The 16582-nt window shown below is 69.2% G+C and carries 16 protein-coding genes; 7 read left to right on the forward strand and 9 right to left on the reverse strand.

Annotated features, from left to right (window positions below; genetic code table 11):
* Nucleotides 1–515: 515 nt before the first annotated feature.
* From C516_RS0115700 to C516_RS0115710, 3 genes are read right to left on the reverse strand one after another with little or no spacing between them, the layout of a single operon-like run.
* Nucleotides 516–1808, reverse strand: coding sequence for a DUF697 domain-containing protein (locus C516_RS0115700; protein WP_018719368.1), 1293 nt, complete (start codon nt 1806–1808; stop codon nt 516–518).
* 34 nt (nt 1809–1842) lie between these two features.
* Nucleotides 1843–3315 (reverse strand): Era-like GTP-binding protein, encoded by a 1473-nt coding sequence (locus C516_RS0115705; protein ID WP_018719369.1) that lies wholly within the window; start codon nt 3313–3315, stop codon nt 1843–1845.
* 6 nt (nt 3316–3321) lie between these two features.
* On the reverse strand, nt 3322–5400 hold the full coding sequence (locus C516_RS0115710) for a S9 family peptidase (RefSeq protein WP_018719370.1): 2079 nt from the start codon (nt 5398–5400) through the stop codon (nt 3322–3324).
* A 194-nt stretch (nt 5401–5594) separates the two neighbouring features.
* Between C516_RS0115710 and C516_RS0115715 the strand changes: the two genes are divergently transcribed.
* A complete protein-coding gene (locus C516_RS0115715) occupies nt 5595–5939 on the forward strand; it encodes a PilZ domain-containing protein (protein WP_018719371.1) in 345 nt (114 codons plus the stop codon).
* Between the two features lie 120 nt (nt 5940–6059).
* Nucleotides 6060–6527: an FKBP-type peptidyl-prolyl cis-trans isomerase gene (locus tag C516_RS0115720; RefSeq protein ID WP_018719372.1), complete on the forward strand. Its 468-nt coding sequence runs from the start codon at nt 6060–6062 to the stop codon at nt 6525–6527.
* Between the two features lie 523 nt (nt 6528–7050).
* On the opposite strand, the gene C516_RS0115725 is transcribed toward C516_RS0115720, so the two are convergent.
* Genes C516_RS0115725 through C516_RS0115740 form a run of 4 tightly spaced genes read right to left on the reverse strand, consistent with a single transcriptional unit; the run spans nt 7051 to nt 8658 of the window.
* Nucleotides 7051–7467, reverse strand: coding sequence for a CBS domain-containing protein (locus tag C516_RS0115725; RefSeq protein ID WP_026321236.1), 417 nt, complete (start codon nt 7465–7467; stop codon nt 7051–7053).
* Nucleotides 7464–8009, reverse strand: coding sequence for a hydrolase (locus C516_RS0115730; protein WP_018719374.1), 546 nt, complete (start codon nt 8007–8009; stop codon nt 7464–7466). The genes C516_RS0115725 and C516_RS0115730 overlap by 4 nt, the downstream gene beginning before the upstream one ends.
* Complete coding sequence (locus C516_RS0115735) at nt 8003–8242, reverse strand: DUF3565 domain-containing protein (protein WP_018719375.1); 240 nt, start codon at nt 8240–8242, stop codon at nt 8003–8005. The genes C516_RS0115730 and C516_RS0115735 overlap by 7 nt, the downstream gene beginning before the upstream one ends.
* Complete coding sequence (locus C516_RS0115740) at nt 8239–8658, reverse strand: PaaI family thioesterase (protein WP_018719376.1); 420 nt, start codon at nt 8656–8658, stop codon at nt 8239–8241. The genes C516_RS0115735 and C516_RS0115740 overlap by 4 nt, the downstream gene beginning before the upstream one ends.
* Nucleotides 8659–8780: 122 nt before the next feature.
* Here C516_RS0115740 and C516_RS19810 point away from each other — a divergent pair, with 122 nt between their 5' ends.
* Complete coding sequence (locus C516_RS19810; RefSeq protein WP_018719377.1) at nt 8781–9536, forward strand: DUF2189 domain-containing protein; 756 nt, start codon at nt 8781–8783, stop codon at nt 9534–9536.
* Between the two features lie 535 nt (nt 9537–10071).
* Here the strand turns inward: C516_RS19810 and C516_RS0115750 are convergent.
* Both C516_RS0115750 and C516_RS0115755 read right to left on the reverse strand, forming a co-directional pair.
* A complete protein-coding gene (locus C516_RS0115750) occupies nt 10072–11049 on the reverse strand; it encodes a DcaP family trimeric outer membrane transporter (RefSeq protein WP_018719378.1) in 978 nt (325 codons plus the stop codon).
* Nucleotides 11050–11378: 329 nt separating this feature from the next.
* Nucleotides 11379–12518 (reverse strand): DcaP family trimeric outer membrane transporter, encoded by a 1140-nt coding sequence (locus C516_RS0115755; RefSeq protein WP_018719379.1) that lies wholly within the window; start codon nt 12516–12518, stop codon nt 11379–11381.
* 454 nt (nt 12519–12972) lie between these two features.
* Here C516_RS0115755 and C516_RS0115760 point away from each other — a divergent pair, with 454 nt between their 5' ends.
* Genes C516_RS0115760 through C516_RS0115775 form a run of 4 tightly spaced genes read left to right on the forward strand, consistent with a single transcriptional unit; the run spans nt 12973 to nt 16284 of the window.
* Nucleotides 12973–13749, forward strand: coding sequence for an ABC transporter ATP-binding protein (locus C516_RS0115760; RefSeq protein WP_018719380.1), 777 nt, complete (start codon nt 12973–12975; stop codon nt 13747–13749).
* A complete protein-coding gene (locus C516_RS0115765; protein ID WP_018719381.1) occupies nt 13749–14456 on the forward strand; it encodes an ABC transporter ATP-binding protein in 708 nt (235 codons plus the stop codon). The genes C516_RS0115760 and C516_RS0115765 overlap by 1 nt, the downstream gene beginning before the upstream one ends.
* A 5-nt stretch (nt 14457–14461) precedes the next feature.
* Nucleotides 14462–15331, forward strand: a complete 870-nt coding sequence (locus C516_RS0115770; RefSeq protein WP_018719382.1) for a branched-chain amino acid ABC transporter permease — start codon at nt 14462–14464, stop codon at nt 15329–15331.
* Nucleotides 15331–16284, forward strand: coding sequence for a branched-chain amino acid ABC transporter permease (locus C516_RS0115775; protein WP_018719383.1), 954 nt, complete (start codon nt 15331–15333; stop codon nt 16282–16284). Before C516_RS0115770 ends, C516_RS0115775 begins: the two co-directional genes overlap by 1 nt.
* Nucleotides 16285–16582: the final 298 nt, after the last annotated feature.

Here is a 16582-nt window from a genome sequence, read left to right on the forward strand (position 1 = left end):
GGGTAGAGGCCTTCCTTCCCGTCCGGTAAGGACCGCACGCGCCGGGCTGCCGGGAGCACACCACCATCCCGTAGATCGGGCACGGCCGAAGGCCGTGCGCGACATCTTCGGTGACCGACCCGGGATGTCGCACGCCTTCGGCGCACGACCTACGCCATGCCCTGGCCGCCGTCGCGATGCGTGCCGGCCCGCGTGGCACCCCGTGCGCCGGTGGGTAGAGGCCTTCCTTCCCGTCCGGTAAGGACCGCACGCGCCGGGCTGCCGGGAGCACACCACCATCCCGTAGGTCGGGCACGGCCGAAGGCCGTGTGCGACGTCTTCGGTGACCGACCGGGGATGTCGCACGCCTTCGGCGCACGACCTACGCGATGCCCTGGCCGCCATCGCGATGCATACGGCCGGCGTGGCACCCCGTTTGCCGGGGAGCGGGCGGCGGTCGCCGGCTGCCACAGCGGCCGGCCTGTCGGGGAGCGTCCTGCCCCCCTCGCCCCTTGCGGGAGAGGGGGAAACGACCCCTACCCCCCGCGCAGCGTCCGGCGGATGTCCTCCTTTGCCTGGGCCAGCAGGGACTCCGTGTCGACGCCGTCGATCACCGCCTCCACCGCACGCTTGGGGCCGGACTCGCCCCAGCTGCCGCCACGGCGGAAGTAGTCCTCCGCCACGCGCCCGAGGATCCAGGTGCTGGCGTAACCCACCGCGCCCTGGGCCGAGGCGGTGAGCGCCGTCGCCGCGCCGCCGGTGCCGAGCTTGGCGAGGGAGGCGAACAGGTTGACGCTCCACACCGCACCCAGCAGGGCGGAGAGCTGGCCGATGATCACCGCCACCAGCCTGCCGGCCTCGCGCCGGGTCACCGGCAGGCCGTAGACCCGGCCCAGGTGAAAGACCAGGGTCACGTCCAGCGCCGCCGCGCCGGCCAGGTCCGCCACCGGCACCGGGTTGACCGCCACCGCCACGCCCTTGCCCAGGGCGTACGCGTCGGTGACGCGCCGGGCGACGCTGCGGCGCAGCTCGGTGATTCGCGCCGCCACACGATCGCTGACACGGCTGGCGAACAGGCCCGCGTTGAGTGCCGCGAGGGCCTTGCCCTCCGCCTCGACCACCGCCCAGAGCCGGTCCGCCAGGTCGGATACGGCCGCCGGCGGGCGCTCGCGGCGCTCGGTCTCACTGCCGTCCGGGGCGACCACGACGACACGTCTTGGTGCCGGGTCGGCGGCGCAGGCGATGACGTTCTCCGCCACCACCAGGCCGGCGGCGTGCTCGCGCAGCCGGGCCAGCAGTCGGTCGCGCTCGTCGTCGGTATACCGGTCGGCCTTGTTGAGGACCAGGATCACCGGGCGGCGCTCGGCGCAGACCACCTCCAGGGCCCGGCGCTCCGCGCGGGTGAGGTCGCCGTCGGCGACGAACACCACCAGGTCCGCCGAGGCTGCCGTGCGCAGGGCGGTCGCCTCGCGCGCCTCGCCGGCGATCTCCTCCAGGCCCGGGGTGTCGTAGAGGAAGCAATGGCCGTCGTCGCTGGCCCGCCAGATCGCCCGGTCCGCGGCCAGGGTCTCGCCGTGGAGGGCGCTGGTGGTGAACGCGGCACGCCCCAGCAGGGCGTTGAGCAGGGAGGACTTGCCGGCGCTCACCCGGCCGACAGCGGCGATGTAGATGTGCCCGTGCTCCAGGCGCTCGAGCATCTCGGCGACGGCCCGGTACTCGCCGTCGAGCTCGGTGCGCACCGCCTCGGGCACACGGCGGTCGGCGAGCAGCGCCTCCAGGCTCTCGCGGACCTGCAGCAGCGCGGTATCCTCGCCCGCCGGCGGGGGCATCGCGGTGTCCTCCCGCGAGGCCGCGTCGGCGGACTCATCCGTCCCGCTTCGGCGCCTCGCTGTCCAGCGCCACGCGGGCAAGCGAGCGCGCAGGCGTTCCCATATCCTCACGCAGGGTCTCCTCGAAACGTGCCAGGGCGTCGTCGGCGGCGAGCTCGCCACGGTCCTCCAGGGACACGATCAGCGCCCGCCCGGCAGTGCGGAACAGCAGCCCGTAGGCCACCGCGTGGACCGCGCCGCCAGCCAGCGTCCCCACGCCGGGGAAGGCCTTGAGGGCGTTGCCGGCGACGCCGAGCAGCAGTGGTGTCACGGTGTGCGAACGCCGGCGAACCCCGGCGATGAAGCGCTCCACACCGACCTCGCGCCAGTCCGCCTCGTACAGGGTGCACAGCTCCCGGACCATGCCCGCGGCCAGGCCGCCCTGGATGACGAGGTCGCTGCCCGGCGCCACCGCGGCCATGGCACCCACCACGGCGCGGCGGGCGTAGCGGCTGACCATGGCCTCCGCGGCGTCGCGGCGGTGGGCCTGCACGGCGCCCTCCAGCTTGCGCGCGGCGAGCAGCAGGACCGCCCGGTCGCGACCGGCGCCCAGGCCGTCACGGTCGACCGCGTGCTGGAGCACCCGGCGCAGCCGGCGCACGTCCGGAGGCCGTTCGCGCTGTTCCTCGCGCTCATGGCCGTCACTGTCCCTGATAATCACGGTCTCGGCGCCCCCGGCGATGACCGGTACGATCTCCGTCGACGCCCCAAAGCGCTCGCCGAGGCGGGCGCGGATCGCCTCCAGCTCCGACGGCTCGTAGCGGTCCGCCTTGTTCAGCGCCACCACCAGGGGCTTGTCGAGGGCGCGTACGGCGTCCAGTGCCTGCCATTCCTCGCGCGTCAGGTCGCCCTCGGCGACGAATACCACCACGTCCGCCCTGCCGGCCTCGTCGGTCGCCGTCCGGTCCAGGCCGGCAACGGGATCGGACAGGCCCGGCATGTCGGTGAGCACGAGGCGGTCGCCCCCGGCGTCCCGCCACTCATAGTGGACCACGTCGCGAGTCGTGCCACCGAGCACATCGGAGTCCGCCGCCGCGCCCGGTGCCAGGGCGCGGATAAGGGCCGACTTGCCGCTGCTCACGCTGCCGAACACCGCGACGTGCACACTGCCGGCCTCACGGCGCCGATCCAGCTCGTCCAGCTCCGTGCGCACGGCGGCCATGTCGGCGCCCGCTTCCGCCCAGGTGGCCGCGCGGGCGCGCAGTCCGGCCTCGTCCGGCACCGAGCCGTCCCGGGCCGGCGGCGCCGGCACCCGCAGCGTTCGCCACACCGCCCAGCCGGCGGCGGCGAGCACGGCCAGCCCCACTGCGATCACCACCACGCGCACGACCAGTGGCTCGTCGGCCAGCCGGGCCTTGAGCGCGAGGAGCTGATTGCCCGCGAGCAGCAGCACGGTGGCGACGACGAGGAGCACCACGGCCAGGACCAGCCAACGCCAGCGTGCGACGACCGTCGCGAGGCTCGTCATAGCCGGTTACTCGATCCCCAGCGCCCGGAGGATGAACGCGTAGCGCTGCGCCACCTCCTCCAGATACTGGAAGCGCCCACCGGGACCGCCGTGACCCGCGCTCATGTTGGTACGCAGCACCAGCGGGGCGTCGCCGGTGGCGCGGGCACGCAGCCGCGCCACCCACTTGGCGGGCTCCCAGTAGGTGACCCGCGGGTCGGAGACACCCGCGGTCACCAGCAGCGGCGGGTAGGCCTGCTCCGCGACATTGTCGTAGGGCGAGTACGAGAGGATGCGGAAGTACGCGGTCTCGTCGTCCAGGGGATTGCCCCACTCCGGCCATTCCGGGGGCGTGAGCGGCAGGGTCTCGTCGAGCATGGTATTGAGCACGTCCACGAAGGGCACGTCCGCCACCGCCGCACCGAAAAGCTCGGGGCGCTGGTTGAGCACGGCCCCCACCAGCATGCCACCGGCGCTGCCGCCGTGGGCGATCAGACGGCCACGGCCGGTACGGCCCTCGCCGATCAGCGTCTCGGCGCTGGCGATGTAATCGCTGAAGGTGTTGGGCTTGTCCGCCATACGGCCCTCGCGGTACCAGCGGTAGCCGCGCTCCATGCCCCCGCGCACGTGGGCGATGGCGTAGGTCACGCCGCGGTCGACCAGCGACAGGCGGTTGGGGCTGAACGAAGGCAGATCACTGATGCCGTAGGCCCCGTAACCATAGAGCAGCAGCGGCGTGTCCGGCCCCGGCGGACAGTCGCGGCGATGGAACAGCGACACCGGCACGGCCTCGCCGTCCGGCGCCAGCGCGGTCAGCCGCTCGCTGACGTAGGCCGCCGGATCGTGCCCGGAGGGCACCTCCTGGCGCTTGCGCAGGGTCCGCGTGCGCGCGGCCATGTCGTAGTCGTAGACCTCGGCGGGCGTCGTGAACGAGCTGTAGGCGAAACGCAGGGTGTCCGTGACGAACTCGAAGCCCGCGGACAGGCCCACGCTGTAGCAGGCCTCCGAAAACTCGATGGCGTGCTCGGCGCCGTCCTCCAGGCGGTGGACGACGATCCGCGGCACCGCGTCCTGGAGCTCCTGGCGCACCAGGTAGTCCCGGAACAGCAGCATGCCCTGGATGAGCCGGCCGGGCTCGTGGGCGACCAGCGTGCGCCAGCGCTCGGGGGCGTGGTCATCGAGCGGCGCGGTGCAGATGCGGAAGTCCTCGGCGTCCCCGGCATTGGTGAGGATGTACCAGGCCTCGCCCCGGTCGGCGATACCGTACTCCGTGCCGGCGCGACGCGGCGCGAATACCGTGGGCCTGGCGGAAGGATCGTCCGCTGGGAGGTAATAGACCTCCGAGGTGGTGTGGTCGTGACTGTCGATGAGCAGATAGCGCCCGCTCTCGGTCTTGTCCACGCCCAGGAAGAATCCGGCGTCCTGCTCCTCGTAGACCAGCGGATCCGGGCCCCGCTCGCCGAGGGTGTGGCGGTGCACCCAGCGGGAGCGGTGATCACCGTCGATACGGGTGTAAAGCAGCGTGCACGAGTCCGCGGCCCACACGAAGCTGGCATTGCAGTCGCCGATACGGTCCGGGAGGTCCTCGCCGGTCTCGAGGTCGCGCACCCGGATCTCGAAGACCTCGGCGCCGGCGGCGTCGACGGCGTAGGCGAGATAGCGGTGATCGGGGCTGTGCTCCACCCCGCCGAGGCGGAAATACGCCGCATCGGCGGCCTCCGCGTCGCCATCGAGCAGCACCTGTTCACTGCCCCCGGCATCGCGCCGGCACAGCAGCGGGTGCTGGCCCCCCTCGCGGTACCGGCTGTAGTAGTACCAGGGCCCGTCGCGCAGGGGCACGGAGGCGTCGTCCTCGCGGATTCGCCCGCGCAGCTCGGTGAACAGCGCGGATTCCAGCCCCCGGGTGTCCGCGGTCACGGCATCCGCGTAGGCGTTCTCGGCGACCAGGTACTCGCGGATCGCCGGGTCCAGGCGATCCGGATCGCGCATGGCCTCGCGCCAGTCCGGGTCGCGCAGCCACGCGTACTCGTCGATCCGGGTGTGGCCATGGTGGGAGATCTCTACGGGGCGGCACAGGGCCACCGGCGGGACGGGCCGGTCCGGCACGGCAAGCTCCTCGGCTGGGGAGTGAATGGCAGCTTTTCAGATTAACACTAACCCGCCTGCGCGTATCGCCGCCGCGGCGGGACGCGCCCTTCGGCGGGCATGACCGGCACTGCGTCCACCGGCGACCGAATTGTGGACAAAGTGATGAGCGGCGGCCATAGTGAATCTGGGATTGAATCGCATGGAGACGGGGAATGCGTGATGCCAGGCGACGGCCGCGTGATGTCGTCGGTCAGTTCTTTCCAATCCATCACCGGGAGACCGGGGAACTGGTGGGCTATCTCACGGACGTCAGCGTCGACGGCGGCATGCTGGAGGCCCACGAGCCGCTGGACAGCGGCGAGGTATACCCGCTGGAGCTGGCGCTGGAGACGCCGGTGGAGGGCACCGACCGGATCGCCTTCGATGCGCGCTGCGTATGGACGCGCAAGGAGCGGAACGCGGTCTTCCACCGGGTGGGCTTCGAGCTGGTGAGCGACGACGATACGGTGCGCCAGCAGCTGCGGGCGGTGGCGGAGCACTTCCGGCTCGATCCCTGAGCGTCACCGCCGGGCCCGTGCCGGCCCACCATTCGTCGGTGCGAAAACAGCGCGATTTGGGCTGCGCCTGCCGTGACAGTTACAGTGTGCGGTCAACACACTCGATGCCCAGAGGTTGATATGCAGATTTCCAAGGACAAGGTCGTCGCCATCGACTATACGCTGAAGGACAACGATGGCGAGGTCCTTGACGCCTCCCCCGAGGGGCAGCCGCTTCAGTACCTCCATGGTGCCGGCAACATCATCCCCGGGCTGGAGAGCGCGCTCGAGGGCAAGGCCGCGGGCGACGACGTCTCCGTGACCGTCGAGCCGGCCGAGGCGTACGGTGAGCGCGACGACCGTCTCCAGCAGGAAGTCCCGATGGAGATGTTCCAGGGCGTCGACAAGGTCGAGCCGGGCATGCGCTTCCAGGCCCAGACCCAGGCCGGCACCCAGGTCGTCACCGTGGCCGCCGTGGACGGCGAGACGGTCACCGTGGACGCCAACCATCCCCTCGCGGGCCAGACCCTCAACTTCGAGGTCAAGGTTTCCGAGGTGCGCGAGGCCACCGACGAGGAGCTGGAGCACGGCCACATCCACGAGGAGTGAGCCGACACGCCCCGGCCTGCGGCCGAATACCGAAACCCGCCGACGACAGCCGGCGGGTTTTTTTGTTGGCTTCTCCTGGCCCCGCGGTCGCGTGGGCCGGCAGCGGACAGCGGGCCTGGCGGCGCCACGGCCCGCAAACGCCCTCCCCGCCCCGGCGATCGCCGGTCGCCCTCGCGCCATCGGCCTACCGTCGAAACGACCAGCCAAGGCGATTTGCGGGGTATAGGGTGTCTGGTGCCTGACGACGCCGGAACAGGTGGGGACGGGGTTGCGCATGGCCACGACCAGGGCGGCCATCCCGGCCATCCCGCAAGGGGGCGCCTGCCGGGAAACCCGCTAGCGCTGTAACTCCCGTAGGTCGACTGCTCAGGGCAGCCGACATTTCCGGTGCCGCAAGGCGGGGTGTTGGCTGCCAGGAGCAGCCAACCTACAACCGGCCCCTTCACGAGCATCTTGCAAGGGGTGCCTGCCGGCAAACCCGCTAACGCTCCATCCGGATGCCGGCCTACTCGCAAGGGGGACGTCAGATCCGGCCGTCCGCCACCGCGGCGAGCACGTCCTGCCAGGTCACGATCCCCACCAGCGTCTCGCCGTCCACCACCGGCAGGCTCCCCACGCCACGCCCGCTCATCCGCCGCGCGCACTCGCGCAGATCGACGTCCGCGATGATCGTCTCCGGCACCCGGGTCATGATCTGGTGGATCGGCCGGCGCAGGGTGAAGCGGTCGCGGTCGCGCTCCGCGGCGGTGTGCGTGAACGGGCTCAGGCTGCGGAGCACGTCGCCGTCGGAGACCAGCCCCACCAGCCGGTAACGCCCGTCCACGATGGGGATATGCCGCACGCGGTGGTTGCGACAGAGCTCACGGGCAAGCTCCACGCTGTCGTCGCCAGTCAGCGTGAACATCCGCCGGGTCATGACGTCCGCGGCAGTGAGACTCATCGCAGGAAACGGCGACTGACCTCGCGGAAGACGTCGGTGCCCGCACGCTGGAGCCACTCGAAGGCGACCATCTCCCGGCTGACCACCTGCACGCCCAGGGCGCGGATGCGGTCGAGGGCGAGGTCGCGATCCCGGGGATTGCGCGAGCCCGCGACATCCCCCGCCACGAAGACCTCGTAGCCCGCGTGGTGCAGGCCGAGGGCAGTCTGCAGCACGCACACGTGTGCCTCGATGCCGCAGATCACCACCTGCCGGCGGCCGGCACCGGCGACGAGATCGTGGCAGGCGGGCTCGTCCGCCGCGGAGAAGGCGGTCTTCTCCGCCACGGCCTCCGGGGCGAGGTAACGCCCGAGCTGGTCGACGGTCCGCCCCAGCCCCCTGGGATACTGCTCGGTCGCCAGCACCGGCACGCCGACCTCGCCGGCCACGCCGATGAGCCACTCGATCCCGTCCACCACGTTGCCATGGTCATGGATGGCGGGCACGAGACGCTCCTGGACGTCCACCACCAGGAGTACCGATTCCGGTGCACGTATCAGCATTGTTCCCTCTCCTCCCGGTCATCGCGGGCATCGCGCTCCCGTGCCCGCGCACACCAGCCACAATCGACCCGGCGCCCGAGCATCGCGCGCCGGCCGGTCTCCGTCGTCACCCACGGCCGGTTCTGCCATGGTGGCAGGTGCCGCACGTGCTGGGTATGACCGCAGGCCAGCTCCATCACCCAGTGGCCCTCGGCGTCCCGGCGGAAACCGCGCACCGTGGCCGCATGGTTCATGCCGTGCCCGCCTCCCGCGGCGGTATCGAGTACGTGGCCGTCACGTGGGCCACGGCCTGGTCGTCGCCCTCCGAGAATACGGTCACCTCCCCCACCGCGAGGCGTTTGCCGAGCTTGAGCATGCGCGCCTCGGCGATGAGATCGCGCACCGGCGGCCGGCGCAGGAAATTCGCATTGAGGTTGGTCGTCACCGCCTGGGCCACCGGTCCGAGATTGGCCAGGATCGCCACGTACAGCGCCGTGTCCGCCAGCCCCATCATGGTCGGCCCGGAGACCGTACCCCCGGGGCGCAGATGCTCATCGCCGACGGCGAGGCGCAGCCGGGCCGTGAGCGGCCCCACCGTCTCCACCCGTCCGTACCCCTGGGGGAAATGCTCCGCGAGAAAGGCCTGCACGGCCGGCAAGTCCATCTCCATCGTCTACACCTCCTTACTGCCGGCATGTTACGACGCCGACGCGGCCATGCGCGAGACCTTCCGCTGCCGTACCGGAGAGTGCTATGACAACACTACAACAACGACGGAAGGAGGAACCCGCCATGGACGAGCATACCGATAACGACACCGGTACCACCGAGGACTGGATCCCGGAGCCGCGCCGGCTCGCGGCCACCGCACCGCTGACCTGGGTGTGCCTCGGATGGCGCGACTTCCGCGCCGCGCCCTTCGAGAGCCTGACGTTCGGCCTCCTCGTCACCCTGATCGGGGTAATCATCGCCGCGGGGAGCTGGATCAGCGGCAACCTGCTGATCCTGTACGTGACCGCCGGCGGGTTCCTGCTCGTGGGCCCGCTGATCGCCTTCGCCCTGTATGCCACCAGCCGGGCGCTCGAGCAGAGCCAGCCCCCGTCGGTGCGCATCTGCCTGCGCAGCATGCGGGCGAACCTGAGCAACCACGTAATCTTCGCGCTGGTGCTGCTGGTGCTCTTCCTGCTCTGGGCCCGTGCCGCTGCCATGGTCCACGTGTTCTTTCCCGCCATGGCCGAGCCCGGCTGGCGCTCCTGGGTGCCGTTCCTGGGCATCGGCAGTGCCGTGGGCGCGGTCTTCGCGGCGCTGGGGTTCGCCGGCTCGGCGTTCTCGCTGCCGATGATGATGGACCGCGGCACGGACGTGATCACGGCCGTGATCACCAGTTTCCGCGCGGTGCTGTCGAACCGCGCCGCGATGGCGGTGTGGGCGGCCCTGATCGTCGCCGGCGTGATGATCGGCTTCGCCACCGCCTTCATCGGCCTGGCAGTGACCGTACCGGTACTCGGCTATGCCACCTGGCACGGCTACCGCGCAACGCTGGCGTAGCGGGCCACGGTGAGCGCCCTTCGGACGTATCCGGCACCTGCTCACGGATGACACCAGGGCGTTAGCCCTGGCGATACGGAACACGGATCACGTCGCACGCGGCCGTTCGTGGCCTGCAGCATTTCGATATCGTGGGCAGCCCGGCGGGCTCCCGGACGGTCGGCCGCTGACAGGCAGCCGCCCTACGGGGAGGCCCCGCGGCGAAGCTGTGCGACAGCCCGGAACGAGCGACGGGGAAGGCGGACCGGGCAAAAAAATGCCGGCCCGTGAGGGCCGGCAGCACGAGAGCTACGGGGAAATAGGAGACGCGCCCGCTGCAAGGACACCCACCCAGGTCAGCAGCGGGCGCGCGGGATGAGTCGAGGCGAACTGCCACCAATCCCCGATCTCTTCCCGGGAATTATGGAAACATCCCGGGGATGCCGCCGCCTTGATCCAGGTCAACGAGCACGCATTGGGTGTATCGGCTGCGCACGCAAAAAGCCCCGGCGCCAGCCGGGGCGAATGTCATCGATCTCGTTGTTGTTGTTATGCCCTAGAAGACGTACTGGGCCGCCACGGAGATGCGATTCGCGTCGCCGCGATCGTCGCCGTTCATGTCGTCGGCGCTGTAGTACGCGTACTCGATGCCGTAGGTGACGCGCTCGACCGGCTGCCACATGTAGTTCAGGAAGGCGTTCTCGTGGACCTCGTCGGTGCCGGCCTCCTCGGCGTCGTCGATGTCGGTACGGCCGTAGGAGAGATTGATCGTCCCCGGCCCGGCGTCGACGCTGACGCCCACGGTACCGCCCCAGGCACCGACGGTCTCGAGATCGCCGCCGTCCCAGTAGGCGTCCGGGGCACCGGAGCGGTAGAGGTAGCTGCCCGCGCCGTCGAGGTAGTTGATCGCGCCGTGCACCGAGACGGCACCGAAGTCGTAGGAACCGGCGGCGAAGGCGCCGTAGCCCGTGACGTCGTCGTTCTCGCCCGCGTCCTCGACCTGGCGCACCAGACCGGCAAACGAGTAACCGAAGTTACCCGCGTTGCCCTCATAACGCGCGGTGAAGGCAGGCAGGCTGTCCTTCGCGCCCGTGGCGCCGGCGGGTGCCGAACCGTCGCCGTCGGCGATCTCGGACTGCGGGTCCTCGACGGCGACGGAGAAGTCGCCCACGGTGTAGCGGAACTGCGCCAGGCGGGACTGATAGCCGGCGTCACCCGCCAGGCCGCCGAAGTCGATCTTCGGCGTGGTCCCCACGAAGCTGTTGTAGTTGGACCACGTCTGGCCGGCGAGCAGCCCGTTCCAGGTGCCGTAGGCGTGGCGCAGCCGGAAACTGCCCCCGCCGTTGCCACGGAAGTCACCCTCGATCCGGGTCACCAGGTCGCTGCCGGACATGTCGGTCGCCGTCTGGAAGCCGATGCGGCTCTGGCTCGCATCGAGGTCCGTATAGCCGTCCGGGGCATCGTCGTCATCCGTCAGCCCGGCGAACCCGCCACCGGTGGCGTCGCCGATGTTCTCGTCGAAATCGTACGACATTCCTCCTGGGTTCTGAACGATGCGCAATCATCCGCTGTGCCGGGGCTCCCCTGTTGCAGCAGAGCAACAACCGTTGCACAACGGTTTAAACGTAAATGAAACCAACATGAAATACAACAGCCATATTACAACCCGTCGCCAACATCCGCTGAGCGGACGACGGCACCGGCCGGCAGGACACCACCGCTGAGGGACAGATAAAGAGACGGAAAAGAAGAGAGAGACGGAGAGAGAGCAGGACGGAGGACCGGAAACGAAAAAGGCCCCGATCCGGGACGGATCGGGGCCTTCAGCGACGATTCTGCAATCGTCAGCGCTATGCAGCGTCCTTAGAAGACGTACTGCGCGGCGACGGACACGCGGTTCGCGTCCGCGTCATCACCGTTGTCGGCCTCGGTCTTCCAGTAGGAGTACTCGATGCCGTAGGTGACGCGCTCGACCGGCTGCCACATGTAGTTGAGGAAGACGTTCTGGTTGGTCTCCGGCGTGGTGTAGCCCGCGCTGCTCACGTCGTCGGAGTCGTCGACCTCCACACGGCCATACGAGAGGTTCACCGTACCCGGACCCGCGTCGGCACTCACGCCCACGCTGCCACCCCAGGCACTGACGGTCTCGAGGTCGCCGTCGGCCTCGATGTAGGCGTCGGGCGCGTTGAAGTCACTGTAGCCGGACTGGTAGAGGTAGCTGGTCGCACCGTCGACATAGTTGACCGTGCCCTGGAAGGAGAAGGCACCCATGTCATAAGAACCGGCGACGAAGCCACCGTAACCCATGGCGTCGTCGTTCTCCTCGGCGTCCTCGATCTGCCGGACGATACCGGCGACGGAGTAGCCGAAGCGACCCTGGGAACCCTCGTAACGGGCGGACAGCGCCGGGAGGGAGTCCTTCTTGTAGTCGTCGCTCGTACCACCGGCAGCCTGGGAGTAGATGTTGGTCTGCGGATCCTCGAGGGCGACGGAGAAGTCGCCGATGGTGTAACGGAACTGGGCCGTGCGCAGCTGGTAGCCGGCGGTGCCCGCCAGGCTGTTGAAGTCCAGCGTCGCGGTGTTGCCCACGAAGCTGTTGTAGTTCGACCAGGTCTGACCGGCCAGGACGCCGTTCCAGGAACCGTAGGCATGACGCAGGCGGAAGCCGCCACCGCCGTTGCCGCGGAAGTCGCCCTCGATGCGGGTCACGAGGTCGCTGCCTTCCATGTCGGTGCTGGTCTGGAAGCCGACGCGGCTCTGGGTCGCGTCAATATCGCTGTACCCATCGGCGTCCTCGTCGTCGACCAGGTTGCCGAAGTTGCCCTGGGTCGCGTCGCCGAGCTGCTCGTCGACGTCGTAGGACATCTTGCCGATGGCGTAGCCGTAAATGGACACGGTGGTGTCACCGGCCTGGAAGTCCACGGCCGCGGCCTGACCGGCGGCGGCCAGCGCCAGGGCGGAGACGGTGCCGATCGCGGCACCCTTGATGATATGACGAGCCATGCTGACTCCCTCCTGATAGCGGTTTGCGTTCAAAACGATCAGATTGCACTGCTGTTGTTTGCGTGCAACACGCCAGGTCCGTCACCCGACAGAGGGGAGTATAGACCAAGAGGTTCACCTTTTTGCAACATCTTTCTTCGCATTTTGGTGTAATTCGTTGCGCTGACACCACACCCCAACCCCGAAACGTTACGGACGGTTACAGGCTGCCCCACTGACTCCCCTCGCCTGCTGTTGCAGAAACGCAACCATCGCGGGCACCCGCCGGCCATCGGACACGCCCGGCATGGATTGCGATATCGGTGACAGGCTTTAGAATCACGGGTTTGGCTCCGGCCGGGGCGCGTGCGGCGACGGCACGCGGGGGCCAGCACCGGCGGGACGTCCCGGGCGGGCGTGGCGCTGGGGCCATGGTCTATAACGATTAAGACGACAGTGTTAGGGGGTTCCGCCCTTGATTACCATCGACAACGTCTCGAAGGCCTTCGGCGGCCTGAAGGCGGTGCAGAACGTCTCGTTCGAGGTCGAACGCGGCAGCATCACCGGCCTGATAGGCCCGAACGGCGCCGGCAAGAGCACGCTGTTCAATATCGTCGCCGGCCTCATCCCGCCGGACAGCGGCCGGATCACCCTCGAAGGCACGGACATCACCGGCATCCCCCCGCACCGCCTCTTCCACATGGGGCTGGTTCGCACCTTCCAGATCCCCCACGAGTTCTCCCGCATGACCGTGCGCGAGAACCTCATGGTGGTGCCGGCGGGTCAGTCCGGTGAGAACCTCTTCAATGCCTGGTTCCGCTGGGCCCGGGTGCGGCGCGAGGACAGCCGGGTGCTCGAGCAGGTCGAGGAGGTGCTGGACTTCCTCGAGATCGGCCACGTCGCCGACGAGCTCGCCGGCAACCTCTCCGGCGGCCAGAAGAAGCTCCTCGATCTCGGCCGGGCGATGATGACCGACGCCAAGGCCGTGCTCCTCGACGAGCCCGGCGCCGGCGTCAACCGCACGCTGCTCGGGCGCATCTCCGCCGCGATACAGCGACTGAACACCGAGCGCGGCTATACCTTCTGCGTCATCGAGCACGACATGGACCTGATCTCCACACTCTGCGAGCCGGTGCACGTCATGGCCAACGGGGAGCTGATCGCCTCCGGGCCGATGGCGGAGCTGCGCCAGAACGAACAGGTCCGCGAGGCCTACCTCGGCGGCGGCGTGAGCGGGAGGGCAGGCGAGTAATGACTATGCTTCTCGAGGCGAGCGGGCTGTACGGCGGCTACGGTGGCGTCGACATCCTCAACGGGACGAACCTCACCGTCGGCGACGACGAGATCGTGGTGATCGTCGGGCCCAACGGGGCGGGCAAATCCACGGCCATGAAGGCGGTCTTCGGCCTGCTTCATGTCCGCCAGGGGCATGTGCGCTACCGGGGCGACGACATCACCAACGCCCGCCCTGAACAGATGGTGCGCCGGGGCATCGCCTACGTGCCCCAGGAACACAACGTCTTCCCGTCGATGAGCGTGCGCGAGAACCTGGAGATGGGGGCCTACCTCATGTCCGGCGATATCAGCGCGCGCATGGAGCGGGTCTTCGGCCTCTTCCCCAAGCTCAGGGAGCGGCGCCATCAGCAGGCCGGGCTGATGTCCGGCGGCGAGCGCCAGATGGTCGCCATGGGCCGGGCGCTGATGATCGAGCCGAGCCTGCTGATGCTCGACGAGCCCACCGCGGGCCTCTCGCCGCTGCTCATCGACGAGACCTTCGAGCGGATCCGCGAGATCCGCGATCTCGGCATCGGGGTGCTGATGGTAGAGCAGAACGCCAAGCAGGCGCTCGCCATCGCCGACCGCGGCTACGTGCTGGCCACCGGCCGCAATCGCTACGAGGATACCGGCCCGAACCTCCTGGCGAACCAGGAAGTGGCCGAGATGTTCCTGGGAGGCTGACCCCGATGAACGAGATCGTCCAACTGCTCATCTACGGCGTGGTGCTGGGCAGCATCCTGACCATGGGCGCCATCGGCGTGTCCATGATCTTCGGCATCCTGCGCTTCGCCCACTTCGCCCACGGCGACTTCATGACCCTGGGCGCCTACATCGGCCTGGCGTTCATCTCCGCCTTCGGGCTCTCGCCCTGGTGGGCGCTGCCCTCGGGGATGATCGGCATGGCCGCCGTGGCCGTACTCATCGACAAGGTTCTCTACCAGCGCATACGGCGCACCCAGCCGGTGATCCTGCTGATCTCCTCGTTCGGCATGGCGCTGGTCATCCGCGCCGCGGTCCAGCTCATCTGGGGCTCGGACAACCAGTCCTACGCCAAGGGCATCCAGTTCCCGTGGCGGCTGGACATCCTCGGCGGACTGCGGATCAAGCCGGACCACGTCTGGATCGTGCTCATCGCCTTCGCGCTGGTGGTGGCGGTACACCTGTTCCTCACGCGCACGAAGATGGGCAAGGCCATGCGCGCGATGTCCGACAACATGGACCTCGCGCTGATCACCGGCATCCCCGCGGAGCGCGTGATCACCTGGACATGGGTCATCGGCGGCGGGCTCGCCGCGGCCGCGGGCGTGTTCCTCGGCATCGACACGCGGCTCTACCCGGTCATGGGCTGGACGGCACTGCTGCCGGTGTTTGCCGCCGCCATCCTCGGCGGCATCGGCCGGCCCTACGGCGCCATCGCCGGCGGCATGGTCATCGGCATCGCCATGGAGATGTCGACCCTGGTCATCCCCGCCGCCTACAAGCCCGCCGTCGCCTTCGCGATCATGGTCGTGATGCTCGTCGTCCGCCCGCAGGGCCTGTTCAAGGGGACGCTGTGATGGAACTCTCCGGCTTTTCCGCCTATCTGGTTTCCTTCCTCACCTTCGCGGGCATCTACGCGGTGCTCGCGCTGGGCCTGAACATGCAGTGGGGCTTCACCGGGCAGTTCAACATCGGTGTCGCCGGCTTCTTCGCGGTGGGTGCCTACACCACCGCGATCCTCACCACCCCCGGCAGCCCGGCGTATCTCGGCGGCTTCGGCATGCCCTTCCTCGTTGGTCTCGGCGGGGCGGTGATCACCTCCAGCATCATCGGCGTCATCATCGGCCTGATCACCGCAAGGCTGAGAACGGACTACCTCGCCATCGCCACGATCGGCATCGCCGAGATCATCCGGCTGTTCCTCAAGAACGAGGACTGGCTGACCAACGGCGTGCGCGGCATCCCCGCCGTGCAGCGGCCGTTCGCGGACACCGCGCTGGACTCGCCGCTCACCTACCTGCTGGTCGTGGCGCTGTTCGTCGTCGGCGTCTACTTCCTGGTCGAGCGGGCCTATGTCTCCCCCTGGGGCCGGGTGCTCCGCGCGATCCGGGAGAACGAGCCGGCCTCCGCCGCCGCCGGCAAGGACATCGCCCGCTTCCGGCTGCAGGCCTTCGTGGTCGGCTCCGCGATCATGGGCCTTGGCGGCGGTCTGTACGCCCACTTCTTCGGCTTCGTCAGCCCCGAGGCATTCCGGCCGCTATACGGCACCTTCCTCATCTGGGTGATGCTCATCGCCGGCGGCAGCGGCAACAACCGGGGCGCCATCCTCGGCGCCGTGATCGTCTGGGGCCTGTGGTCCGGCACCGAGATGCTCACCGGCATGCTGCCCTCCGAGTACTCCACCCAGGCGGCGGCCCTGCGCGTGCTGCTCATCGGCGCACTGCTCCAGGTCATCCTGGTCACCCGCCCGGAGGGCATCCTCCCGGAGAAGGCACCACGGCTCATTGCACGTCGGCGGGATAAACAGTAAAGGCGGGGGCCGTGTTAGGCGGCCGAGGGCGGGGCGTACAATGCCACGGACGGCACCCCCCGGCCCCTATGGGTTCAGGCTGAGCCGGCGTTCGGCTCACGTGGACGTTGCACGCCTTCGGCGCACAACCTACCAGGGAGTCGCCACCCCCCTCGCAAGGCGCGAACGCGGGTAGGTCGTGCACGGCCACGGGCCGTGTGCGACATCCCCGGAACCGCCCGATTCAATTCGCAAAGAGTCCTCCGACCGGCACGCACCACGCTTCTCCGGCTTCACGTGAGAGGGCCCCGTGACACCG

The organism is Arhodomonas aquaeolei DSM 8974 (genome assembly GCF_000374645.1).
GTDB classification, from domain to species: domain Bacteria; phylum Pseudomonadota; class Gammaproteobacteria; order Nitrococcales; family Nitrococcaceae; genus Arhodomonas; species Arhodomonas aquaeolei.